Genomic DNA, 17,202 nt, shown 5'->3' with positions numbered 1-17,202 from the left:
CTCCTTGTCGTTCTTCACTTCACGGGATGCGGTGCGGGGGTGTGCCGAGCGCGCGCGGCCGACGGGCGCGCGGCCGACGGGCGCGCTGGCGGCGAAGCGGACGACGAAGCTGGTTCATTCGGCACGGACGCCGCATGCCACGCACGCGCATCGCGCTGCAGTCGCCGCTCGCGGGCCAGCATCGCGCGGTTCACGACGACGACGCCGATCGTCACGACCGTGATGAACACCGTTGCGAGCGCATTCATTTCCGGATTCAGCCCGAGCCGCACGCGCGAGAACACGACGAGCGGCAGCGTCGTCGAGCCGGGGCCCGACAGGAACGCGGACAGAATCACGTCGTCGATCGACACGGTGAATGCGAGCAGCCATCCTGACACCAGCGCCTGCGCGATCAGCGGCAGCGTGATCACGAAGAACACTTTCCACGGCCTCGCGCCGAGGTCGAGCGCGGCTTCCTCGATCGAGCGGTCGAGCTCCTTCACGCGCGACTGCACGATCACCGCGACGAACGACAGGCACAGCATCACGTGGCCGATCCAGATCGTCAGCCAGCCGCGCCCGGCCGGCCAGCCGAAGGTCTGCTGCATCGCGACGAACAGCAGCAGCAGCGAGATGCCCTGGATCACTTCCGGAATCACCAGTGGCGCGTTGATCATCGCCGCATAGAGCGTGAAGCCGCGAAAGCGCCCCATGCGGGCCAGCACGAAGCCGGCCCACGTGCCGATCGCGACCGATGCGGTGGCCGTCAGCAGCGCGATCTTCAGCGACAGCCATGCGGCCGCGAGCAGTTCGCCGTCGTGCAGCAGCGCGCCGTACCATTTCAGCGAGAATCCCGACCACACCGTCACCAGTTTCGACTCGTTGAACGAATAGACGACGAGACTGACGATCGGCACATACAGGAACAGGAAGCCCGCGCCCAGCACGCACGCGGACAGGATGCGATTCGCGCGGGTCAATTTCGCCCCTCCGCTTCGGTCTGGCTGTAATGGAGCAGCGCCATCGGCACGAGCAGCAGCAGCACCATCGTCACCGTCACCGCGGACGCCATCGGCCAGTCCATGTTGTTGAAGAACTCATCCCACATCACGCGGCCGAGCATCAGCGTGTTCGCGCCGCCGAGCAGCTCGGGAATCACGTACTCGCCGACCGCCGGGATGAACACCAGCAGGCTGCCCGCGACGATGCCGTTGCGCGACAGCGGCAACGTGATGCGCCAGAACGCCGACCACGGCGTCGCGCCGAGATCGTGCGCGGCCTCGAGCAGCGTGAGGTCCATCTTCACGAGGTGCGCGTACAGCGGCATCACCATGAACGGCAGGTACGAATAGACCATGCCGATATAGACGCCCGCATCGGTGTGATACAGGCGCAGCGGCGTCGCGATCACGCCGAGCGCCGCCAGCACGTGATTCAGCAGCCCGTCGTCCTTCATGATCCCGACCCACGCATACACGCGGATCAGGAACGACGTCCAGAACGGCAGCATCACGGCCATCATCAGCAGGTTGCGGCGGGCCGGCGCCGAGCGCGCGATGCAATACGCGATCGGATAGCCGGCCAGCAGGCACATCAGCGTCGACGCGGCAGCCATCTTCAGCGAGCTGACGTAGGTTTTCAGGTACAGGTCGTCCTGCAGCAGCAGCGTGTAATGCTTCAGCGACAGCACGAACTGCACCGTGCCGGCCTCCAGCCGTGCGAGCGCGGTGTACGGCGGAATGCCGAGCATCTGGTCGGCGAAGCTGATCTTCAGCACCAGCACGAACGGCAGCGCGAAGAAGATCGCGAGCCACAGGAACGGCACGCCGATCGCGACGCTGCGGCCCGACGGCAGGAACCGCGACAGCGCGGCGAAGCGGCCCGGACGCGACCGGCCGGCGCCGCTGCTCGCGGCGCCGGTCGACATCGGCGCGGACGGAGTGGAAGCGGAGGTTCTCATCGTGTCGTCCTCATTGCGTCAGCACGACGCCGCTGGCCGGCGACCACGACACGAACACGTCGTCGTTCCATGCGGGCGCACTGTCGGTCATCAGGTGCGAGCTCGACAGGTTCGATACGACCGTCTTGCCGCTCGGCAAACGCACGTGATACAGCGAGTACGCGCCCATGTACGCGATGTCGGTCACGACGCCGCGCGCCCAGTTGTGCTTCGAACCCGGCTTGTCGCGCGACACGTGCACGCGCTCCGGCCGCACCGAGATGCCGACCGGCATCCCGAGCGGGCCCGTCACGCCGTGGCTCACGTACATGCGTGCCTCGAGATCGTCGCTTTCGACGAAGATGTGATCGGGTTCGTCCTCGACGACGCGCCCTTCGAACAGGTTCGTCGAGCCGATGAATTCGGCCGAGAAGCGGCTGTTCGGGAATTCGTAGACTTCGCCGGGCGAGCCGATCTGCACGATCTTGCCTTCGCTCATCACCGCGAGGCGGCTCGCCATCGTCATCGCCTCTTCCTGGTCGTGCGTGACCATCACGCAGGTCACGTCGACCTTCTCGATGATGTTCACGAGTTCGAGCTGGGTTTTCTGGCGGATCTTCTTGTCGAGCGCGGACATCGGCTCGTCGAGCAGCAGCAGCTTCGGGCGCTTGACCAGCGAGCGTGCGAGCGCGACGCGTTGCTGCTGGCCGCCGGAAAGCTGGTGCGGCTTGCGCTTCGCATACTTGCTCATCTGCACGAGTGCGAGCGCATCGGCCACGCGCTCCTTGATCTCGTTCTTCGGCGTGCCTTCCTGCTTCAGGCCGAACGCGACGTTCGATTCGACCGTCATGTGCGGAAACAGCGCGTACGACTGGAACATCATGTTCACCGGGCGGCGGTACGGCGGCAGCGACGCGAGATCCTCGCCGTCGACGAAGATCTTGCCGGAGGTCGCGGTTTCCAGTCCGGCGAGCATGCGCAGCAGCGTCGACTTGCCGCAGCCGGAGCTGCCGAGCAGCGCGAACAATTCGTTCTTCGCGATCGTCAGGTTCACGTTGTCGACGGCCGTGCTGTCGCCGAATTTCTTCACGACGTTTTCGATGCGCACGAAGGCGTCGTGGCGCGCGCAGGCCGCGGCCGGCACATCCGGGAGGAATGGGATCATCGTCGTCGCCCTCAACCGCCCGACTTCAGCTGCAGCCACAGACGGTTCTGCATCCGTGCGACGTCGGCGCTTCGCGGCATCGCGAGCGACGTCTTCGCGAGCGTGCCGTCAGGCAGGTAGATGCTCGAATCCTGTGCGATCGCCGGCGTCACGAACGCGCGCGCGGCCTTGTTCGCGCTCGGATAGAAGATCTCGTTCGTGATCGCCGCGTTGGTTTTCGGATCCTCGATGTAGTTGATCCACTTCAGCGCGGCTTCCGGGTGCGGCGCATCCTTCGGAATCGCCATCACGTCGAACCACAGCAGGCCGCCTTCCTTCGGATTCACGTAGCGGATTTCGTACGAACGCTTCGCGTCCTGCGTGCGCCGCCGCGCGATGCTCACGTCGCCCGACCAGCCGAGCACGACGCACACGTCGTTGTTCGCGAGATCGTCCGCGTAGCCGGCCGAACTGAACTGCGTCACGTACGGGCGGATCTTCTTCAGCACGTCGTAGGCCGCCTGGTAGTCGGCCGGGTTCTTGCTCTCCGGATCCTTGCCCATGTATTGCAGCGCCGCCGCGAACGCGGCGTCCGGCGCATCGAGCAGCGAGATGCCGCAGCCTTTCAGCTTCGCCGCGTTCGCCGGGTCGAACAGCAACGCCCAACTGTCGGTCGGCGCGTTGTCGCCGAGCCGCTTGCGGACCGCCTCGACGTTGTAGCCGATGCCCGTCGTGCCCCACGCCCACGGCACGCCGTACTGGTTGCCCGGGTCGGCCTTCGCGATCATCTTCATCAGCGCCGGGTCGAGATTCGCGAGATTCGGCAGCTTCGACTTGTCGAGCTTCTGGTATACGCCCGCCTGGATCTGCTGCGCGAGATAGTTCGACGTGGGCACGACGATGTCGTAGCCCGAGCTGCCCGCGAGCAGCTTGGTCTGCAGCGTGTCGTCGCTGTCGTAGCTGTCGTAGCGGACCTTGATGCCCGTCTGCTTCTCGAAGCTGGGCACCGTGTCCTTCGCGACGTACTCCGACCAGTTGTACACGTTCAGGTTGGCATCGCCCGCGTAGGCGGACAGGCTGGCCACGAGGGCGAACCCCGCCGAGGTGGCGAGCGCCGCGCGGAAAGCCGGACGACGGCGGATACGGATACGCATGGAGATTCTCCTTGTGATGGGGATCGGCCGTTGCGCCCGGTCCGGTCCGGACTCGCGTCAACGCCGTCGAGCGGTGTTCAGCACAAGGGACAATGTAGAGATCGCGGCCCGCAGCGTCAGTCGTGAAAACCGGGACAAACGGCGACGCCGGTCGGGGCCGTTTGGGTAGATTCCCGCGTAGGCAGTCGAAAATATTCGTGATACCTGTAGCGCCACCTGAATTCTTCGAAACACGAGGCCATGAGCGCTGCGCTTCCCGCCCCCGATCTCCCGCTGAGCCACGTCGCGTTCGTGACGGAAACGCTCGGCGACATCGCGCAAGCCGTCGGGACGCCGCAGTTCATGCGCGCCGTCTACGACACCCTCGTGCGCTACGTCGACTTCGACGCCGTGCATCTCGACTACGAGCGCAGCGCGTCGTCGGGTCGCCGCAGCGTCGGCTGGATCGGCAGCTTCGGCCGCGAGCCCGAGCTGGTCGCGCAGGTGATGCGCCACTACTACCGCAGCTACGCGAGCGACGACGCAACGTACGCGGCGATCGAAACCGAAAGCGACGTGCAGTTGCTGCAGGTGTCCGCGCAGCGCGTCGCGAGCGAGCTCCGGCATCTGTTCTTCGATGCCGGCGACATTCACGACGAATGCGTGATCGCGGGCGTGACGGGCGGCACGCGCTACTCGATCTCGATCGCGCGTTCGCGGCGGCTGCCGCCGTTCTTGCTGAAGGAACTGAGCCTGCTGAAACATCTGTCGCAGGCCGTGCTGCCGATGGCGTCCGCGCACAAGCGCCTGCTCGGCGCGATCCCGGCCGACGAAGGGCAACGCGACGAGCTCGATCCCGACCTCGTCGCGCAATGGCTGCCGGAATGGCAGGAACGGCTGACCGCGCGCGAAATGCATGTGTGCGCGTCGTTCATCCAGGGCATGACGTCGGCCGCGATCGCGCAGGCGATGGGGCTCAAGACGTCCACCGTCGACACGTACGCGAAACGCGCTTTCGCGAAGCTCGGCGTCGAGTCGCGCAGGCAGCTGATGACGCTCGTGCTGAGAAACGCGTCACGGCGGCACGACGCGTAGATTATCCCGGGCGCCGCGCGCCGGGCACCGACCGCCGGCCCGTTGCGTGCGCATCCATCTCCGTGCCGCCTCATAACGATTCGAAAATTTGTTGGTTCCCTTGACGATGCGCTGTCCGTATCGTTCACCGACTCGTCAGACACATCGACCAACGGGGGAATCCAACCATGAAACGAATCCGCTCATTCGCCCTGCTCGCGCTGCCGGCCGCGCTCTGCGCCGCCGGCGCGCACGCGCAAAGCAGCGTCACGCTGTACGGCATCGCCGACGCGGGCATCGCCTACGTGCACAACGCGCAGAACGCGAGCGGCGGCAACGCGTCGAGCCTCGTCAAGTTCAGCAGCGGCAACCTGTCCGGCAGCCGCTGGGGGCTGCGCGGCATCGAGGATCTCGGCGGCGGGCTGTCCGCGCTGTTCCAGCTCGAGAACGGCTTCAACATCGGCACCGGCGCGCTCGGCCAGGGCCAGCGCGAATTCGGCCGCAAGGCCGTCGTCGGCCTCGCGAGCAGCACGTACGGCACCGTGACGCTCGGCCGCCAGTACGATCCGGTCGTCGATCTCGTGCAGGGCCTCACGCAGGACAACTACTTCGGCGGCGTATTCTCGACGCCGGGCGACCTCGACAACTACGACAACAGCCTGCGCGTCAGCAACTCGGTGAAATACACGAGCCCGCTGATCTCGGGCTTCCAGTTCGCGGCGCTGTACGGTTTCGGCGGCGTCGCGGGCGCCACCGGCAACGGCCGCACGTACAGCTTCGGCGCGAGTTACGCGAACGGCCCGCTGTCGCTCGGCGCCGGCTTCTTCTATGCGAACGGCGGCTCGACGGTCGCCAATGGCGTGCGCACGTGGGCGAGCAGCTCGGACACGCTGTTCAATACCGTGATCAATCAGGGCTTCTCGAGCGCGAAGTCGATCCAGATCGTGCGCGTGGCCGGCCAGTACGTAGCCGGGCCGGCGACCTTCGGCCTCGCGTATTCGAACACGCAGTACGGCGCGGACACGCTGTCGGCGTTCAGCCAGAACGCGAAGTTCAACAACGGCTCGGCGTTCTTCAACTGGCAGTTCTCGCCGGCGCTGCGCGCAGGCGTCGGCTACAACTACACGTCGCTGACGGGCCCGGCTTCCGCGCACTACAACCAGGTGAACCTCGGCGCGGATTACGCGCTGTCGAAACGCACCGACCTGTACGCGCTGTTCGGCTATCAGAAGGCAAGCGGCAACACGCTCAACGCGAGCGGCGCAACCGTGAAGGCCGCCGCGTCGGTCGGCTCGTACGGCGTGAACTCCGGCACCGATACGCAGGAACTCGCGATCGTCGGGATTCGCCACAAGTTCTGATCGCGACGTCGCATCGCGACAGCCAGGCAGGCGCGCACCGTGGTGCGCGCCTGCGCCGTTTACGCTGTCGCGTTCCCGCTCGAGGCGTTCAGATCGACTTGGCGTGCGAACCGGGCAACGCGGTTGCCGTTCGCCGAAGCGCCGGCCTAATGCCGCCGCATTCCGCCGCCCCCGCTCATGCCACCGAATTGATGCATGCCGCCGAACCCGTGGCCCCCGCCGCCGATGAACGGGCCACGGTGGAAGCCCGACCCCACCGGCATGCCGAAGCGGCGATGATCCATCCGGTTGAAGTGATCGAAGTGATTGAAGTGGTGGAAACGATGGAAACGATCGACGAAGATGAAGCTCACGCCCGCGCCGATGAAAAGCGGCGGCCCCCAGTACCACGGGTCCGCATACGGATAGGCCGCCGCCGGGTACCACAGCACGCTGCCGTCGTCACTTTGCACGATCCGCCAAGTGCCATCGCTTTGCAGACACGCCCGCCCCACGATTTGCTGCTCCGTACCGTCGATGTTCGCTTGCGCGACGACCGCGCGGCAGTTCGTGCCGTAGTCCGGTAGATCGTCATACATTTGCGCAAAGACAGACGCGGAAAAACCGAGACAGACGATACCAATCCCGGATCGAATCAAGTTGCACATGATCGGCTCCTGCATTGTTGCCCCCGACCATTCGACCGCCGGCGCCATTGCCGGCGCCCGGCACATCGATTTGCTTGCGCAAGATTCATCGCGCGGCGGTAACGGCCTGCCGCTTCGTATCGGGTCTCCTGACGGCTAAACGATGCAGCACGCCACGTTATTCCAAGGGTCTGGATGCGAATGAACGAAGCGGGAACCCTCGGCAATCGTTGCCTCGGTTGTCGTCCGGCCTAGCGTCTGGCGAGGCGGTAGACAACTGCTGCCGTGACCCCGAATACCAGATGGGCCACCAGCGTGATCGCACCGCGAACCGGGATGAACCACGGGAAGATTGCCGTGAAGGCGTACAGGTTGACGCCGTACAGGATGAGCCCGAACGCGCCGCCTGCGAGCAGCGCGGCCCCGAGCGACATGTTCCGGACCACCTTCGCCAGCACGGCCGCATAGGCAAGCGACAGAGCGGCATGCACGAGTGTCGCGACACCCATGACCAGCGGATCGAAGCCGGCGGACGAGCCGAGCACGCCGCGCCCCATCACGATGGCTGCCGTCAGGCGCGCGTCGCGGAGCAGGTTCCGGATGGCGTCATCGCCGGCGATCGACCAGAGCGGCAGCTCGATGACGGTCGACCCGACGGCCGCGCCAAACGCTGCCAAGAGAATCGCGACCGGACTGGTTTGTTTCAATTGGCGCCCCCATCGCGACCGGCCGATGCGTCGAAGCGGCGTGCGACCCATCCGCTCCGATTCCGATCGGGCAACCTGTGCCCGCGATACCGAACCGGGCGGCCACGCAAAGTCAGGATGCCCCTTCGCAGTCCGTCCAGTACGCAAACGGATCGCGATGTTTGGGATAGTGTTCGTCAAGCCATTTCAGCAACGTCGCGCGCGCGTTGTCCATATCGGCTTTCAACGACGAGGTCGTCAATTCGTGCACTTCGATGGACTTTTCCCGATCGATCACGAAGCAGTTCCAGTCGGGGCCATCGAGATCCGGATCGTCGGACGCCTTCGACGACTTTCCCCAGCCAAACCCCTTGCGCGCGTCGATGTAGTACCGCGGGTTCACTTTCAGATACGACATCTCGCCGCCCTGCAGGCTGCTTTCCGCGCGCAGCACATCGTGTCCGTCGACGATCTGCGTGACTTCCGGAAGCCGGCGCGAGCGCCATCCGGCAGGCAGCTTCGCGATGGCCTGAACGCTGTCGTACGTCCCCCACTCGAGGCCCCACGCTTCGGCCATGCGCTTCATGAACGCGTCCGCGCCCGGATAGCCGCGCAACTGGATTCTGGTCGACAGCGTCACTTCAACCCGACCGTTGGCGTCGGTGGACACATCGTCTCCCGCCGCTTCGAACGGATTGCCCGGACGTGACGCGCTCTTCGCGTCCGCCGGCGCAATACCCGAGAACAACTGATCGAGCGCAGCACGCGCTTTCGACGACTTGTCTGGTCTGTTCATCGTGTACCTCCCGTGCATCCGAACGGCTGCAAAATTTCTCGATTTACGTTCATCTCTCCAACCTCATCGTTTTCCGCGGTCGCATTGTCGACGATCCCGCGGCCCATCTCCATGTATCCAGGCACGGGCCCCGAGCGCGCCGCCGAAGCGGGCCCTCACGCCCCCACCACCTAACCCTGTTCCCCCAACGCCGCCCGCATCCGCTCCATCAACGCGAGCACCTCCGGCCGACTCTCCCCCTTCGCATGCACGAAGTGATACCGGAGCAGCGAATCGACCTCGTGGCGGCTCACCCGGACGAGGGCGCTGCGCTTCAGATACCCGTCCGCGAGCGGCGTCCGCGCCAGCGCCACGCCGAGCCCTGCTTCGGCCGCCGCCAGCACCAGGTTGTAATCCTCGAAGCGGCGATCCTGCGCACGCGGATTGAACGGAATGCCCAGCGCGTCGAACCAGGTGCGCCATCCGGTCACGTCGGAATCGTGCAGCAGCGGCATCTCGAGCAGCGCGGCGTCGCCGCGCCGGCGGCGCGCCTTTGCCAGTTGCGCGGCGAGCCGCGGATGCGCGACCGGATAAAGCCGTTCCGGCATGAACGCGCGGGTTTCGAGCTGACGCCAGTTGCCGCGCCCATACCGGATCGACAGATCCGCTTCGCCGCCGGCGATATCCACGTTGCGAAGCGCGATGCCGAGCTCGATGCGCAACGCGGGTGCCTCGCTCTCGAGCGCCTGCTGCCGCTCGAGCAGCCACAGCTGCGCGAATGCAGGCACCACGCTCATCCTGACCAGTCGCGGCGTACGCGGCGAGCGCCACTGATCGGCCGCGCCGTCAATGATCGCGAACGCCTGTTCGATCCGGCCGACGAAGCGCTGCCCGTCCGGCGTCAGGCGCACGCCGCGTGCATGGCGTTCGAACAGCGCCATGCCCAGCCAGTTTTCCACGGCGGCCACCCGCCGGCTGATCGCGCCGTGCGTCACGCCGGAGACATCCGCGGCCGCCAGGAACGAACCCTGACGCGCCACCGTGCAGACGGTCTCCAGGCTGGCAAGCGGCGGCCGCGGACCAGGCGCCGACGCTGCGCCCGGCAGCGCAGCCGCAGCCGGACCGTCGGCTCGCCGCCGAACCGAGCTGTGAGCCATAGTCACATCCGGATGTTGATCTGTGCGCTAGCTTAGCATCTCGCGTCAACGCATCATTGCCGCATGAATACCCTTTCCTCACCGTCGTCGCGCGGCGCGCGACAGCCGCTTGTCGCGGCAGGCGCGGTGGCGTTCACGATCGTGTCGTGGGCCTCCGCATTCCCGTTCATCCGGATCGGCCTGCACGGCCTGGCGCCCCTGCAACTCGCGGCGGCGCGCTTTGCCACCGCCGCGTTGCTCGTGATCGCGTGGCTTGCGTGGCGGCGGCCTCCGAGGCCCTCGAAGCGCGACGCGTTGCGCTTCCTGGCCTGCGGCTTTCTCGGCATCGCGCTCTATAACGCGCTGCTCAATACCGGCGAGCAAACCGTGTCGGCCGGCGCTGCAAGTTTCATCGTGAACACGCTGCCGATCTTCACGGCACTGCTTGCCGCCGTGTTTCTCGGCGAACGATTCAATCTCCGGGGATGGCTCGGTTCGCTGGTCAGCCTGGCCGGCATCGGCGTGATTGCGCATGGTCAGCCGGGTGGGCTCGTCCTCGGCTCGGGGAGCACGCTGATTCTCGCTGCAGCGCTGTGTTCGGCCAGCTATTTCGTATTGCAGCAGCGGCTGATTCCCGTGTACGGCGCGCTGCCCTGCGCCGCGTACACACTGCTGGCCGGCGCGCTGCTGCTCACGCCCTGGTTGCCCGGCGCGCTCGACTCGCTCGGCGGTGCGTCGCACGACACGACGCTGGCGGTATTGAACCTCGGCATATTTCCCGCGGCACTCGGTTACGCGACCTGGACCTTCGCACTCGGCTACTTCGGTGCGGCGCGCGCCGCCAACTTTCTCTATCTTACGCCAGCGGCGGCGACAGCCCTGTCGATGATGCTGACGGGCGAGCGGCCCGGCATCGAGACGCTATGCGGCGGCCTGCTGGCGATTGCAGGCGTGATCTTCGTCGCTTTGCGCGGGCGCTCGTAGGATCGCGGTCGCATGCATGGCATTACCTGCCGGACGATCCGGCAGCGGCCGGTCCAGGCAAGCCCCGGCATGTGCAAAGCCGAATGCATTGTACGGGTTGTCGACTTGCGCCAATTCGTCGATGCCGCCGGACTTGACCGTTAGTTGCATGTGAGAGATATCGCGCTCGATGAAGCATTTCCAAGAACCCGGCTGCGCGCTTGCGAGTGCCCAAACTGTGCAGACAAATCGACCGAACAGTTCCCGACTGACCGCCCATCAGTGTCCATGGCTTCGCCACCACGACCGGCCGAATAATGGATGCGGCCGTAAGGCCATCGACAGCGAATCGCAGCCTGGCCCGCCACGGCGCACGATTTCCGGCATTCGCAATCCGCGAAATCCGGGCGCCGAACCGCGCCGTGCCCGCCCCGTCACGGGATTCGCTGCAGCGCGCAAAATCGGCTTCAGATATATTCATACGAATTGCATCGCGCCGGCCGATAGTCCGCCCGCTCGCTCGGGCGGCCCGTCGCACGGCCGGGTGCGATGCAACTGAAGCCCATGATGGGTATGGAGACTCGTCCGATCGCCCCGGCCCGCTGCCGGCCGGTCGAGACGTCAAAGAAAGACATTCAATTCGGAGATGGCAGATGGAACGAAGCATTGTCGGCATGCGCTGCAAACCCCTGATCACCGTGGCACTGGCCGCCGCCGCGTTCGCGGCAGCGTCGACCGCGATGGCCGACCAGGTCGTGAAGATCGGCAGCGTCGAACCGACGACGGGCGGCATCTCGCACCTCGGCAAGGACAACGAGAACGGCGCGCGCCTCGCGGTCGAGGAAATCAACGCGAAAGGGCTGACGATCGGCGGCAAGAAGGTCACGCTGCAGCTCGACGCGCAGGATGACGCGGCCGACCCGCGCCAAGCCACGCAGGTCGCGCAGAAGCTCGTCGACGACAAGGTCGTCGCCGTCATCGGCCACCTGAACTCGGGCACGTCGATCCCGGCGTCGAAGATCTACAGCGACGCCGGCATCGTGCAGATCTCGCCGTCGGCCACGAACCCGACCTACACGCAGCAAGGCTTCAAGACGACCTACCGCGTCGTCGCGACCGACGCGCAGCAAGGCCCGGCGCTCGCGAGCTACGCGCAGTCGAAGGGCGTGAAGAGCGTGGCGGTGGTCGACGATTCGACCGCATACGGCCAGGGTCTCGCGAACGAGTTCGAGAAGAAGGCGAAGGCGCTCGGCCTGAAGGTGCTGTCGCACGACGCGACCAACGACAAGGCGGTCGACTTCCGCGCGATTCTCACGAAGATCAAGGGCGAGAACCCGGACGCGATCATGTACGGCGGCATGGACGCCACCGGCGGCCCGCTCGCGAAGCAGGCGAAGCAGCTCGGCCTGCGCGCGAAGATCCTGTCCGGCGATGGCGTGTGCACCGACTCGCTGGCCGAACTGGCCGGCCCGGCGGCCGACAACGTGTTGTGCTCGCAGGCCGGTGCGGCGCTCGAGAAGATGCCGGGCGGCGCGGCGTTCGTCGCGAAGTACGAAAAGCGCTTCAACCAGGGCATCAAGTTCGATGCGCCGTTCGCGTACGACGCGGTCTATATCGCGGTCGACGCGATGAAGCGCGCAAACTCGACGGACCCGGCGAAGATCCTCGCGGCGATGCCGGCGACGAAGTACGACGGCGTGATCGGCACGACGACGTTCGATTCGAAGGGCGACCTGACGCACGGGATCATCTCGATCTACGGCTACAAGGGCGGCAAGAAGTCCTTCCTCGACCAGGTCAAGATGTAACCCGCCGGCGCGCCGGCACGACGGGAACGCCACCCGTCCGCGCCGGCGCCGCGCGGGCCGATTTCTGAATCACGGAGACGAAGCAACATGTGTGCAATGGCGTATACGGAATTTCAGCAGGAGTTGAGAAAAGCGCAACTGACGTCGCGCGAGTTCGCGCATCTGATCCGGATGAACGAAAGCTCGATCACGAACTATTCGAGCAAGGGCACGGTGCCCTCCCACCTCGCGGTCATCGCGAAGCTGATCGGCGCGCTGGCCGCGCACGAGATCGACTTCCGGCGCGTGATCCGGCAGATGCGGATCGAACCGAAACGGCCGCGCGGCGTCGGCGCGTTTCCCGCGGCCGACAAGCCGCGGGCGCGGAAGGCCGCGAACACCGATTCCTGATTGACCCTTTGGCATGCGTCGATGGCGGCACGGAGATTGCCGCTCGGCGCGCGATGTCGTCACACGGGCAGCGCAGCGCGCGCCGCCCGAACGTCACCCCGCCGCACGAACGTGATCGAGCAGCACCTGCAACGGATGACGCAACTGCGTCGACGACATGCGCTTCACCTGGCTGCGGCATGAATACCCGGTCGCCAGCGCCTCTCCTTCGTCCTCCGGCGCATCGACGTGCGCCGCCCACGACTGCGAATAGATCGTCTTCGACGTCTGCAGGTTGCGCGCCTCGTGCCCATACGTGCCGGACATCCCGCAGCACCCGGTCGCCTGAACCTGCAACCGCAGCCCGCGCCGCGCGAACACCTGCTCCCATTGCTTGCCGCTGTCGGGCGCGTTGGTCTTCTCGGTACAGTGCGGCAGCAGCCGGTATGCACGAGACGCGCCGCCCGCGCCGGCTTCCGGCAGCGCCTGCAACAGCCATTCCTGCGGCAGCGCAACCTTCGGCACATCGGTGAGCCCCGTCACCTTCAGGTATTCCTGCCGATACGTGAGCGTCATCGCCGGATCGAGGCCGACCAGCGCGACGCCGGACCGCGCCAGCGCCGCAAGCTGCGCGGCATTGCGGATCGCCGCCTTCTCGAACGCCCGCAGAAAGCCCTGCACGTGCAGCGCCTTGCCGTTCGGCGCGAGCGGCGCGAGCCACACCTGAAAGCCCGCGCGCGCCGCCAGCTCGATCAGCGTCGCCAGTTGCTCGGTATCGAAATAGCGCGTGAACGTGTCCTGCACGATGACGACGCTGCGCGCGCGCTGCGCATCGCCCAGCGCCGCGAGCGCGTGCGGATCGGCCGGCTTCACGCGCCATTGCCGGATCACGGCCGCGAGATCGAAGCGGCTCAGCAGCGGGCTGTCGACCATGCCGACCTGCCGCTCCAGCAGCGTGCGTACCCACCCCGCACGCATCAGCCCGTTGTACAGCGCGGGCACCCGCGCCATCCACGGCATCGTGAATTCGAGCGAGCCGATCAGGTAGTCGCGCAGCGGCCGCTGATAACGGCGGTGATACAGCTCGAGAAAGCGCGAACGGAACTCGGGCACGTTGACCTTGACCGGGCACTGCCCCGCGCACGACTTGCAGGCAAGGCATCCGGCCATCGCGTCGTACACCTCGTGCGAGAAATCGGCCGCACCGCTGCGCGCGGCGCGGCTGTTGCGCCAGCGGGCGGCAACGCCGCGCAGGAACGGCTGCCGCGCGCGCGCCGTCGCGACGACGTCGACACCGGCCTGTCCTTGCAGGCGCAACCATTCGCGCATCAGCGACGCGCGCCCCTTCGGCGAATGCACGCGTTCGCGCGTCGCCTTCCATGACGGGCACATCGCATCGTCCGGATCGAAGTTGTAGCACGCGCCGTTGCCGTTGCAGTGCATCGCAGTGCCGTAGCTCTGCCACACGCGCTCGTCGATCTGCCGGTCGTGGTCGCCGCGCGTCGGCACTTCATCGATCTTCAGCAGCCGCATCGTGTTCTCCGGCGGCGTCGCGATCTTGCCCGGATTGAACTGGTTGTGCGGATCGAACGCGGCCTTCAGTTGCTGCAGAGACGGATACAGCTCGCCGAAGAAGGCCGGCGCATATTCGGAGCGCACGCCCTTGCCGTGCTCGCCCCACAAAAGGCCGCCATGACGCTGCGTGAGCTCGGCCACCGCATCCGACACGGGCCGCACCAGCGCGGCCTGCCGCGGATCCTTCATGTCGAGCGCCGGGCGCACGTGCAGCACGCCCGCGTCGACATGGCCGAACATCCCGTACTGCAGCCCGTGGCCGTCGAGCAGCGCGCGGAATTCGGCGATGTACGCGGCGAGGTTCTCGGGCGGCACCGCGGTGTCCTCGACGAACGGCTGCGGACGCGCCTCGCCCTGCACGTTGCCGAGCAGGCCGACCGCGCGCTTGCGCATCGCGTATACGCGCTTCACCGCATCGTCGCCGGCCGCGAGCGTGTGGCCGAGCCGCTCCACGCTCGTATCGGTGCGCAGGTGATCGACGAACGCGCGCACGCGCGCATCGACTTCGTCCGCATCGTCGCCGCTGAATTCGATCAGGTTGATGCCGAGCGTCGGGCGCAGGTCGTCCTGCGGGAAATATTCGGCCACGCTGCTCCACACGAAGTCCTTCATCGCGAGCATCAGCACCTTCGAGTCGACCGTCTCGATCGAAAGCGGCTTGTGCCCGATCAGCGCGCGCGCATCGCGCAGCGCGTCCATGAAGCCCGCGTAGCGCACGTTGACCAGCACCGAATACTTCGGAATCGGCAACACGTTGAGCTTCGCCTCGACGACGAAACCGAGCGAGCCTTCAGCGCCGCACAGCACGCTGTTCAGGTTGAAGCGGCCGTCGGGTTCGCGCAGGTGCGCGAGGTCATAGCCGGTCAGGCAGCGGTTGAGCTTCGGAAACTTCGCTTCGATCAGCGCCGCCTTGTCGTCGCTGATGCGCCGCGCGGTGCGGTAGACCTTGCCGACGCGGTCCTGCCGCGCACAGCGCCGTTCCAGTTCGTCGTCCGCGAGCGCGCCGCTGTGCAGTTGCTCGCCGCCCATCAGCACGAAGTCCAGTTCGAGCACGTGATCGCGCGTCTTGCCATACGTGCAGCTGCCCTGCCCGCTCGCGTCGGTGTTGATCATCCCGCCGACGGTCGCGCGGTTCGACGTCGACAGCTCCGGCGCGAAAAACAGCCCGTGCGGCTTCAGCGCCGCATTGAGCTGATCCTTGACGACGCCGGCCTGCACGCGCACCCAGCGCTGCTCGACGTCGATTTCCAGGATCCGGTTCATGTTCCGCGACAAATCGACGACCACGCCGTCGGTCAGCGACTGCCCGTTGGTGCCCGTGCCGCCGCCGCGCGCGGCGACCGCGACATCGCGATGCGCGGGTTCCGCGAGCAGCCGGGCCAGCAGCCGGACGTCGTCCGCATGCGCGGGACAGATCACCGCTTGCGGCAGGCGCTGGTAGATCGAGTTGTCGGTGGCCTGGACCGTCCGGTTCGCATGATCCGCGCGGATTTCCCCGGCGAACCCGGCGGCCTGCAGCGCGGCGAGAAAGTCACGGTACGCGTTCGCGGGCGGGCTGGCGGGGCGGGGCAACGGGGCGATCGACATGGGGCAAAGGCGCAAGGTGGGTGAGCCGGTGTGCTCGCGTGCTCCGAAACATGAGTTTTGAGCAAGTTTCCACGCAACCGGGAATTCCAGTATCTTTGGAATCTCCGCGAGAAACAAACGAATTCTCGCCCGGTGAATATTGCATAAAACTCATGAATTACCGTCGCCTCACTCCGTCGATGTCGCTGCTGCTCGTGTTCGAGGCAGCCGCGCGACACGAAAGCTACACGCGCGCGGCCGACGAGCTGTCGCTGAGCCAGAGCGCGATCAGCCGGCAGGTCCAGACGCTCGAGGATCAGCTCGGCGTGCCGCTGTTCCGTCGCGAGGGCCGCTCCGTGAAGCTGACCGAAGTCGGGCGCCGCTACTTCGTCGAGCTGAGCGGCGCACTGGGGCGCATCCGCGGCGCGACGCTGCAGGCCATGTCCCACCAGGCAGGCGCCGGCACGCTGCGGCTCGCGACGTTGCCGACGTTCGGCTCGAAATGGCTGCTGCCGCATCTGCACGACTTCTACGCCGCGCATCCGGGCGTGACCGTGCATCTTCATTCGCGGATCGGCGCGATCGATTTCCTCAACGACGACCTCGACGCGGCCATCACCGTCGGCGCGGACGACTGGCCCGGCCTGCACGCGCATCGGCTGTACAACGAGTTCCTGATCGCGATCGCGAGCCCCGACGCGGGCAGCCGCCGCAAGGCCGCAGCACGCACGCCGGCCTGGGCCGCGCAGCAGACGCTGGTGGGCGTGACGAGCAACCAGCAGGCGTGGGCCGAGTGGTTCTCGCACTATCGGCTCGACCATCGTCAGATGCGAATCGGCCCGAGCTTCGAGCTGACGTCGCACCTGATCCAGGCCGTCCGGGCCGGGATGGGAATCGGGCTGGTGCCGAAGGTGCTGGTGGAAGACGAGTTGAGCCGCAACGAGCTCGTATCGATCGGCGACGCGATTACCAGCCAGCGCAGCTATTACCTCGTCTACCCGCCGGGGAACGAGACGCTGCCGTCGCTCGTCGCGTTCCGCGAATGGTTGCTGAAGTCGTGCTGAA

At 66.4% G+C, this 17,202-nt stretch carries 15 protein-coding genes; 6 read left to right on the top strand and 9 right to left on the bottom strand.

The window, feature by feature from the left end; all coding sequences use genetic code 11:
- Positions 1-14: 14 nt before the first annotated feature.
- The 4 genes from OEJ37_RS08190 to OEJ37_RS08175 are packed head-to-tail and all read right to left on the bottom strand — an operon-like array spanning position 15 to position 4,219.
- Positions 15-962 (bottom strand): ABC transporter permease subunit, encoded by a 948-nt coding sequence (locus OEJ37_RS08190; RefSeq protein ID WP_263343926.1) that lies wholly within the window; start codon positions 960-962, stop codon positions 15-17.
- Complete coding sequence (locus tag OEJ37_RS08185) at positions 959-1,942, bottom strand: ABC transporter permease subunit (protein WP_263343925.1); 984 nt, start codon at positions 1,940-1,942, stop codon at positions 959-961. The genes OEJ37_RS08190 and OEJ37_RS08185 overlap by 4 nt, the downstream gene beginning before the upstream one ends.
- Positions 1,943-1,952: 10 nt before the next feature.
- Complete coding sequence (locus OEJ37_RS08180; RefSeq protein WP_263343924.1) at positions 1,953-3,086, bottom strand: polyamine ABC transporter ATP-binding protein; 1,134 nt, start codon at positions 3,084-3,086, stop codon at positions 1,953-1,955.
- Between the two features lie 11 nt (positions 3,087-3,097).
- Positions 3,098-4,219, bottom strand: a complete 1,122-nt coding sequence (locus tag OEJ37_RS08175; RefSeq protein WP_174419525.1) for a polyamine ABC transporter substrate-binding protein — start codon at positions 4,217-4,219, stop codon at positions 3,098-3,100.
- Between the two features lie 240 nt (positions 4,220-4,459).
- Here OEJ37_RS08175 and OEJ37_RS08170 point away from each other — a divergent pair, with 240 nt between their 5' ends.
- A complete protein-coding gene (locus tag OEJ37_RS08170; protein WP_174419524.1) occupies positions 4,460-5,293 on the top strand; it encodes a helix-turn-helix transcriptional regulator in 834 nt (277 codons plus the stop codon).
- A gap of 167 nt (positions 5,294-5,460) precedes the next feature.
- On the top strand, positions 5,461-6,633 hold the full coding sequence (locus OEJ37_RS08165; RefSeq protein WP_263343923.1) for a porin: 1,173 nt from the start codon (positions 5,461-5,463) through the stop codon (positions 6,631-6,633).
- Positions 6,634-6,779: 146 nt separating this feature from the next.
- Here the strand turns inward: OEJ37_RS08165 and OEJ37_RS08160 are convergent, their stop codons facing one another.
- The 4 genes from OEJ37_RS08160 to OEJ37_RS08145 all read right to left on the bottom strand — a co-directional run bounded on the left by OEJ37_RS08160 (position 6,780) and on the right by OEJ37_RS08145 (position 9,883).
- The gene (locus tag OEJ37_RS08160) at positions 6,780-7,280 is read right to left on the bottom strand and encodes a hypothetical protein (protein ID WP_174419522.1); all 501 of its coding nucleotides are present in this window, start codon (positions 7,278-7,280) and stop codon (positions 6,780-6,782) included.
- A gap of 230 nt (positions 7,281-7,510) precedes the next feature.
- Positions 7,511-7,966 (bottom strand): sodium:proline symporter, encoded by a 456-nt coding sequence (locus OEJ37_RS08155; protein ID WP_175920119.1) that lies wholly within the window; start codon positions 7,964-7,966, stop codon positions 7,511-7,513.
- 112 nt (positions 7,967-8,078) lie between these two features.
- On the bottom strand, positions 8,079-8,741 hold the full coding sequence (locus OEJ37_RS08150; RefSeq protein ID WP_174419521.1) for a nitroreductase: 663 nt from the start codon (positions 8,739-8,741) through the stop codon (positions 8,079-8,081).
- A 170-nt stretch (positions 8,742-8,911) separates the two neighbouring features.
- Positions 8,912-9,883, bottom strand: coding sequence for a LysR substrate-binding domain-containing protein (locus tag OEJ37_RS08145; protein WP_263343922.1), 972 nt, complete (start codon positions 9,881-9,883; stop codon positions 8,912-8,914).
- Between the two features lie 57 nt (positions 9,884-9,940).
- On the opposite strand from OEJ37_RS08145, the gene OEJ37_RS08140 reads away from it, so the two are divergent.
- The 3 genes from OEJ37_RS08140 to OEJ37_RS08130 all read left to right on the top strand — a co-directional run bounded on the left by OEJ37_RS08140 (position 9,941) and on the right by OEJ37_RS08130 (position 13,017).
- Positions 9,941-10,840 (top strand): DMT family transporter, encoded by a 900-nt coding sequence (locus OEJ37_RS08140; protein ID WP_263343920.1) that lies wholly within the window; start codon positions 9,941-9,943, stop codon positions 10,838-10,840.
- A 632-nt stretch (positions 10,841-11,472) separates the two neighbouring features.
- A complete protein-coding gene (locus OEJ37_RS08135) occupies positions 11,473-12,627 on the top strand; it encodes a branched-chain amino acid ABC transporter substrate-binding protein (protein ID WP_174419518.1) in 1,155 nt (384 codons plus the stop codon).
- Between the two features lie 87 nt (positions 12,628-12,714).
- Positions 12,715-13,017, top strand: a complete 303-nt coding sequence (locus OEJ37_RS08130) for an XRE family transcriptional regulator (protein ID WP_175919893.1) — start codon at positions 12,715-12,717, stop codon at positions 13,015-13,017.
- 93 nt (positions 13,018-13,110) lie between these two features.
- Here the strand turns inward: OEJ37_RS08130 and OEJ37_RS08125 are convergent, their stop codons facing one another.
- A complete protein-coding gene (locus OEJ37_RS08125; RefSeq protein WP_263343917.1) occupies positions 13,111-16,158 on the bottom strand; it encodes an FAD-binding and (Fe-S)-binding domain-containing protein in 3,048 nt (1,015 codons plus the stop codon).
- 152 nt (positions 16,159-16,310) lie between these two features.
- Between OEJ37_RS08125 and OEJ37_RS08120 the strand changes: the two genes are divergently transcribed.
- On the top strand, positions 16,311-17,201 hold the full coding sequence (locus OEJ37_RS08120; protein WP_263343913.1) for a LysR substrate-binding domain-containing protein: 891 nt from the start codon (positions 16,311-16,313) through the stop codon (positions 17,199-17,201).
- The last annotated feature ends 1 nt before the right edge of the window (position 17,202 follow it).

Source organism: Burkholderia sp. BKH01, from assembly GCF_025685725.1.
Classification (GTDB): domain Bacteria; phylum Pseudomonadota; class Gammaproteobacteria; order Burkholderiales; family Burkholderiaceae; genus Burkholderia; species Burkholderia pyrrocinia_C.
Note: the sequence above shows the minus strand (reverse complement) of the source record. Positions and strands in the feature narration are given on the sequence as shown.

Coding starts and splice junctions, on each gene's coding strand:
- OEJ37_RS08150 (WP_174419521.1), bottom strand. CDS start 8,741: ATGAACAGACCAGACAAGTCGTCGAAAGCGCGTGCTGCGCTCGATCAG.
- OEJ37_RS08170 (WP_174419524.1), top strand. CDS start 4,460: ATGAGCGCTGCGCTTCCCGCCCCCGATCTCCCGCTGAGCCACGTCGCG.
- OEJ37_RS08175 (WP_174419525.1), bottom strand. CDS start 4,219: ATGCGTATCCGTATCCGCCGTCGTCCGGCTTTCCGCGCGGCGCTCGCC.
- OEJ37_RS08125 (WP_263343917.1), bottom strand. CDS start 16,158: ATGTCGATCGCCCCGTTGCCCCGCCCCGCCAGCCCGCCCGCGAACGCG.
- OEJ37_RS08130 (WP_175919893.1), top strand. CDS start 12,715: ATGTGTGCAATGGCGTATACGGAATTTCAGCAGGAGTTGAGAAAAGCG.
- OEJ37_RS08160 (WP_174419522.1), bottom strand. CDS start 7,280: ATGTGCAACTTGATTCGATCCGGGATTGGTATCGTCTGTCTCGGTTTT.
- OEJ37_RS08180 (WP_263343924.1), bottom strand. CDS start 3,086: ATGATCCCATTCCTCCCGGATGTGCCGGCCGCGGCCTGCGCGCGCCAC.
- OEJ37_RS08140 (WP_263343920.1), top strand. CDS start 9,941: ATGAATACCCTTTCCTCACCGTCGTCGCGCGGCGCGCGACAGCCGCTT.
- OEJ37_RS08185 (WP_263343925.1), bottom strand. CDS start 1,942: ATGAGAACCTCCGCTTCCACTCCGTCCGCGCCGATGTCGACCGGCGCC.
- OEJ37_RS08120 (WP_263343913.1), top strand. CDS start 16,311: ATGAATTACCGTCGCCTCACTCCGTCGATGTCGCTGCTGCTCGTGTTC.
- OEJ37_RS08135 (WP_174419518.1), top strand. CDS start 11,473: ATGGAACGAAGCATTGTCGGCATGCGCTGCAAACCCCTGATCACCGTG.
- OEJ37_RS08165 (WP_263343923.1), top strand. CDS start 5,461: ATGAAACGAATCCGCTCATTCGCCCTGCTCGCGCTGCCGGCCGCGCTC.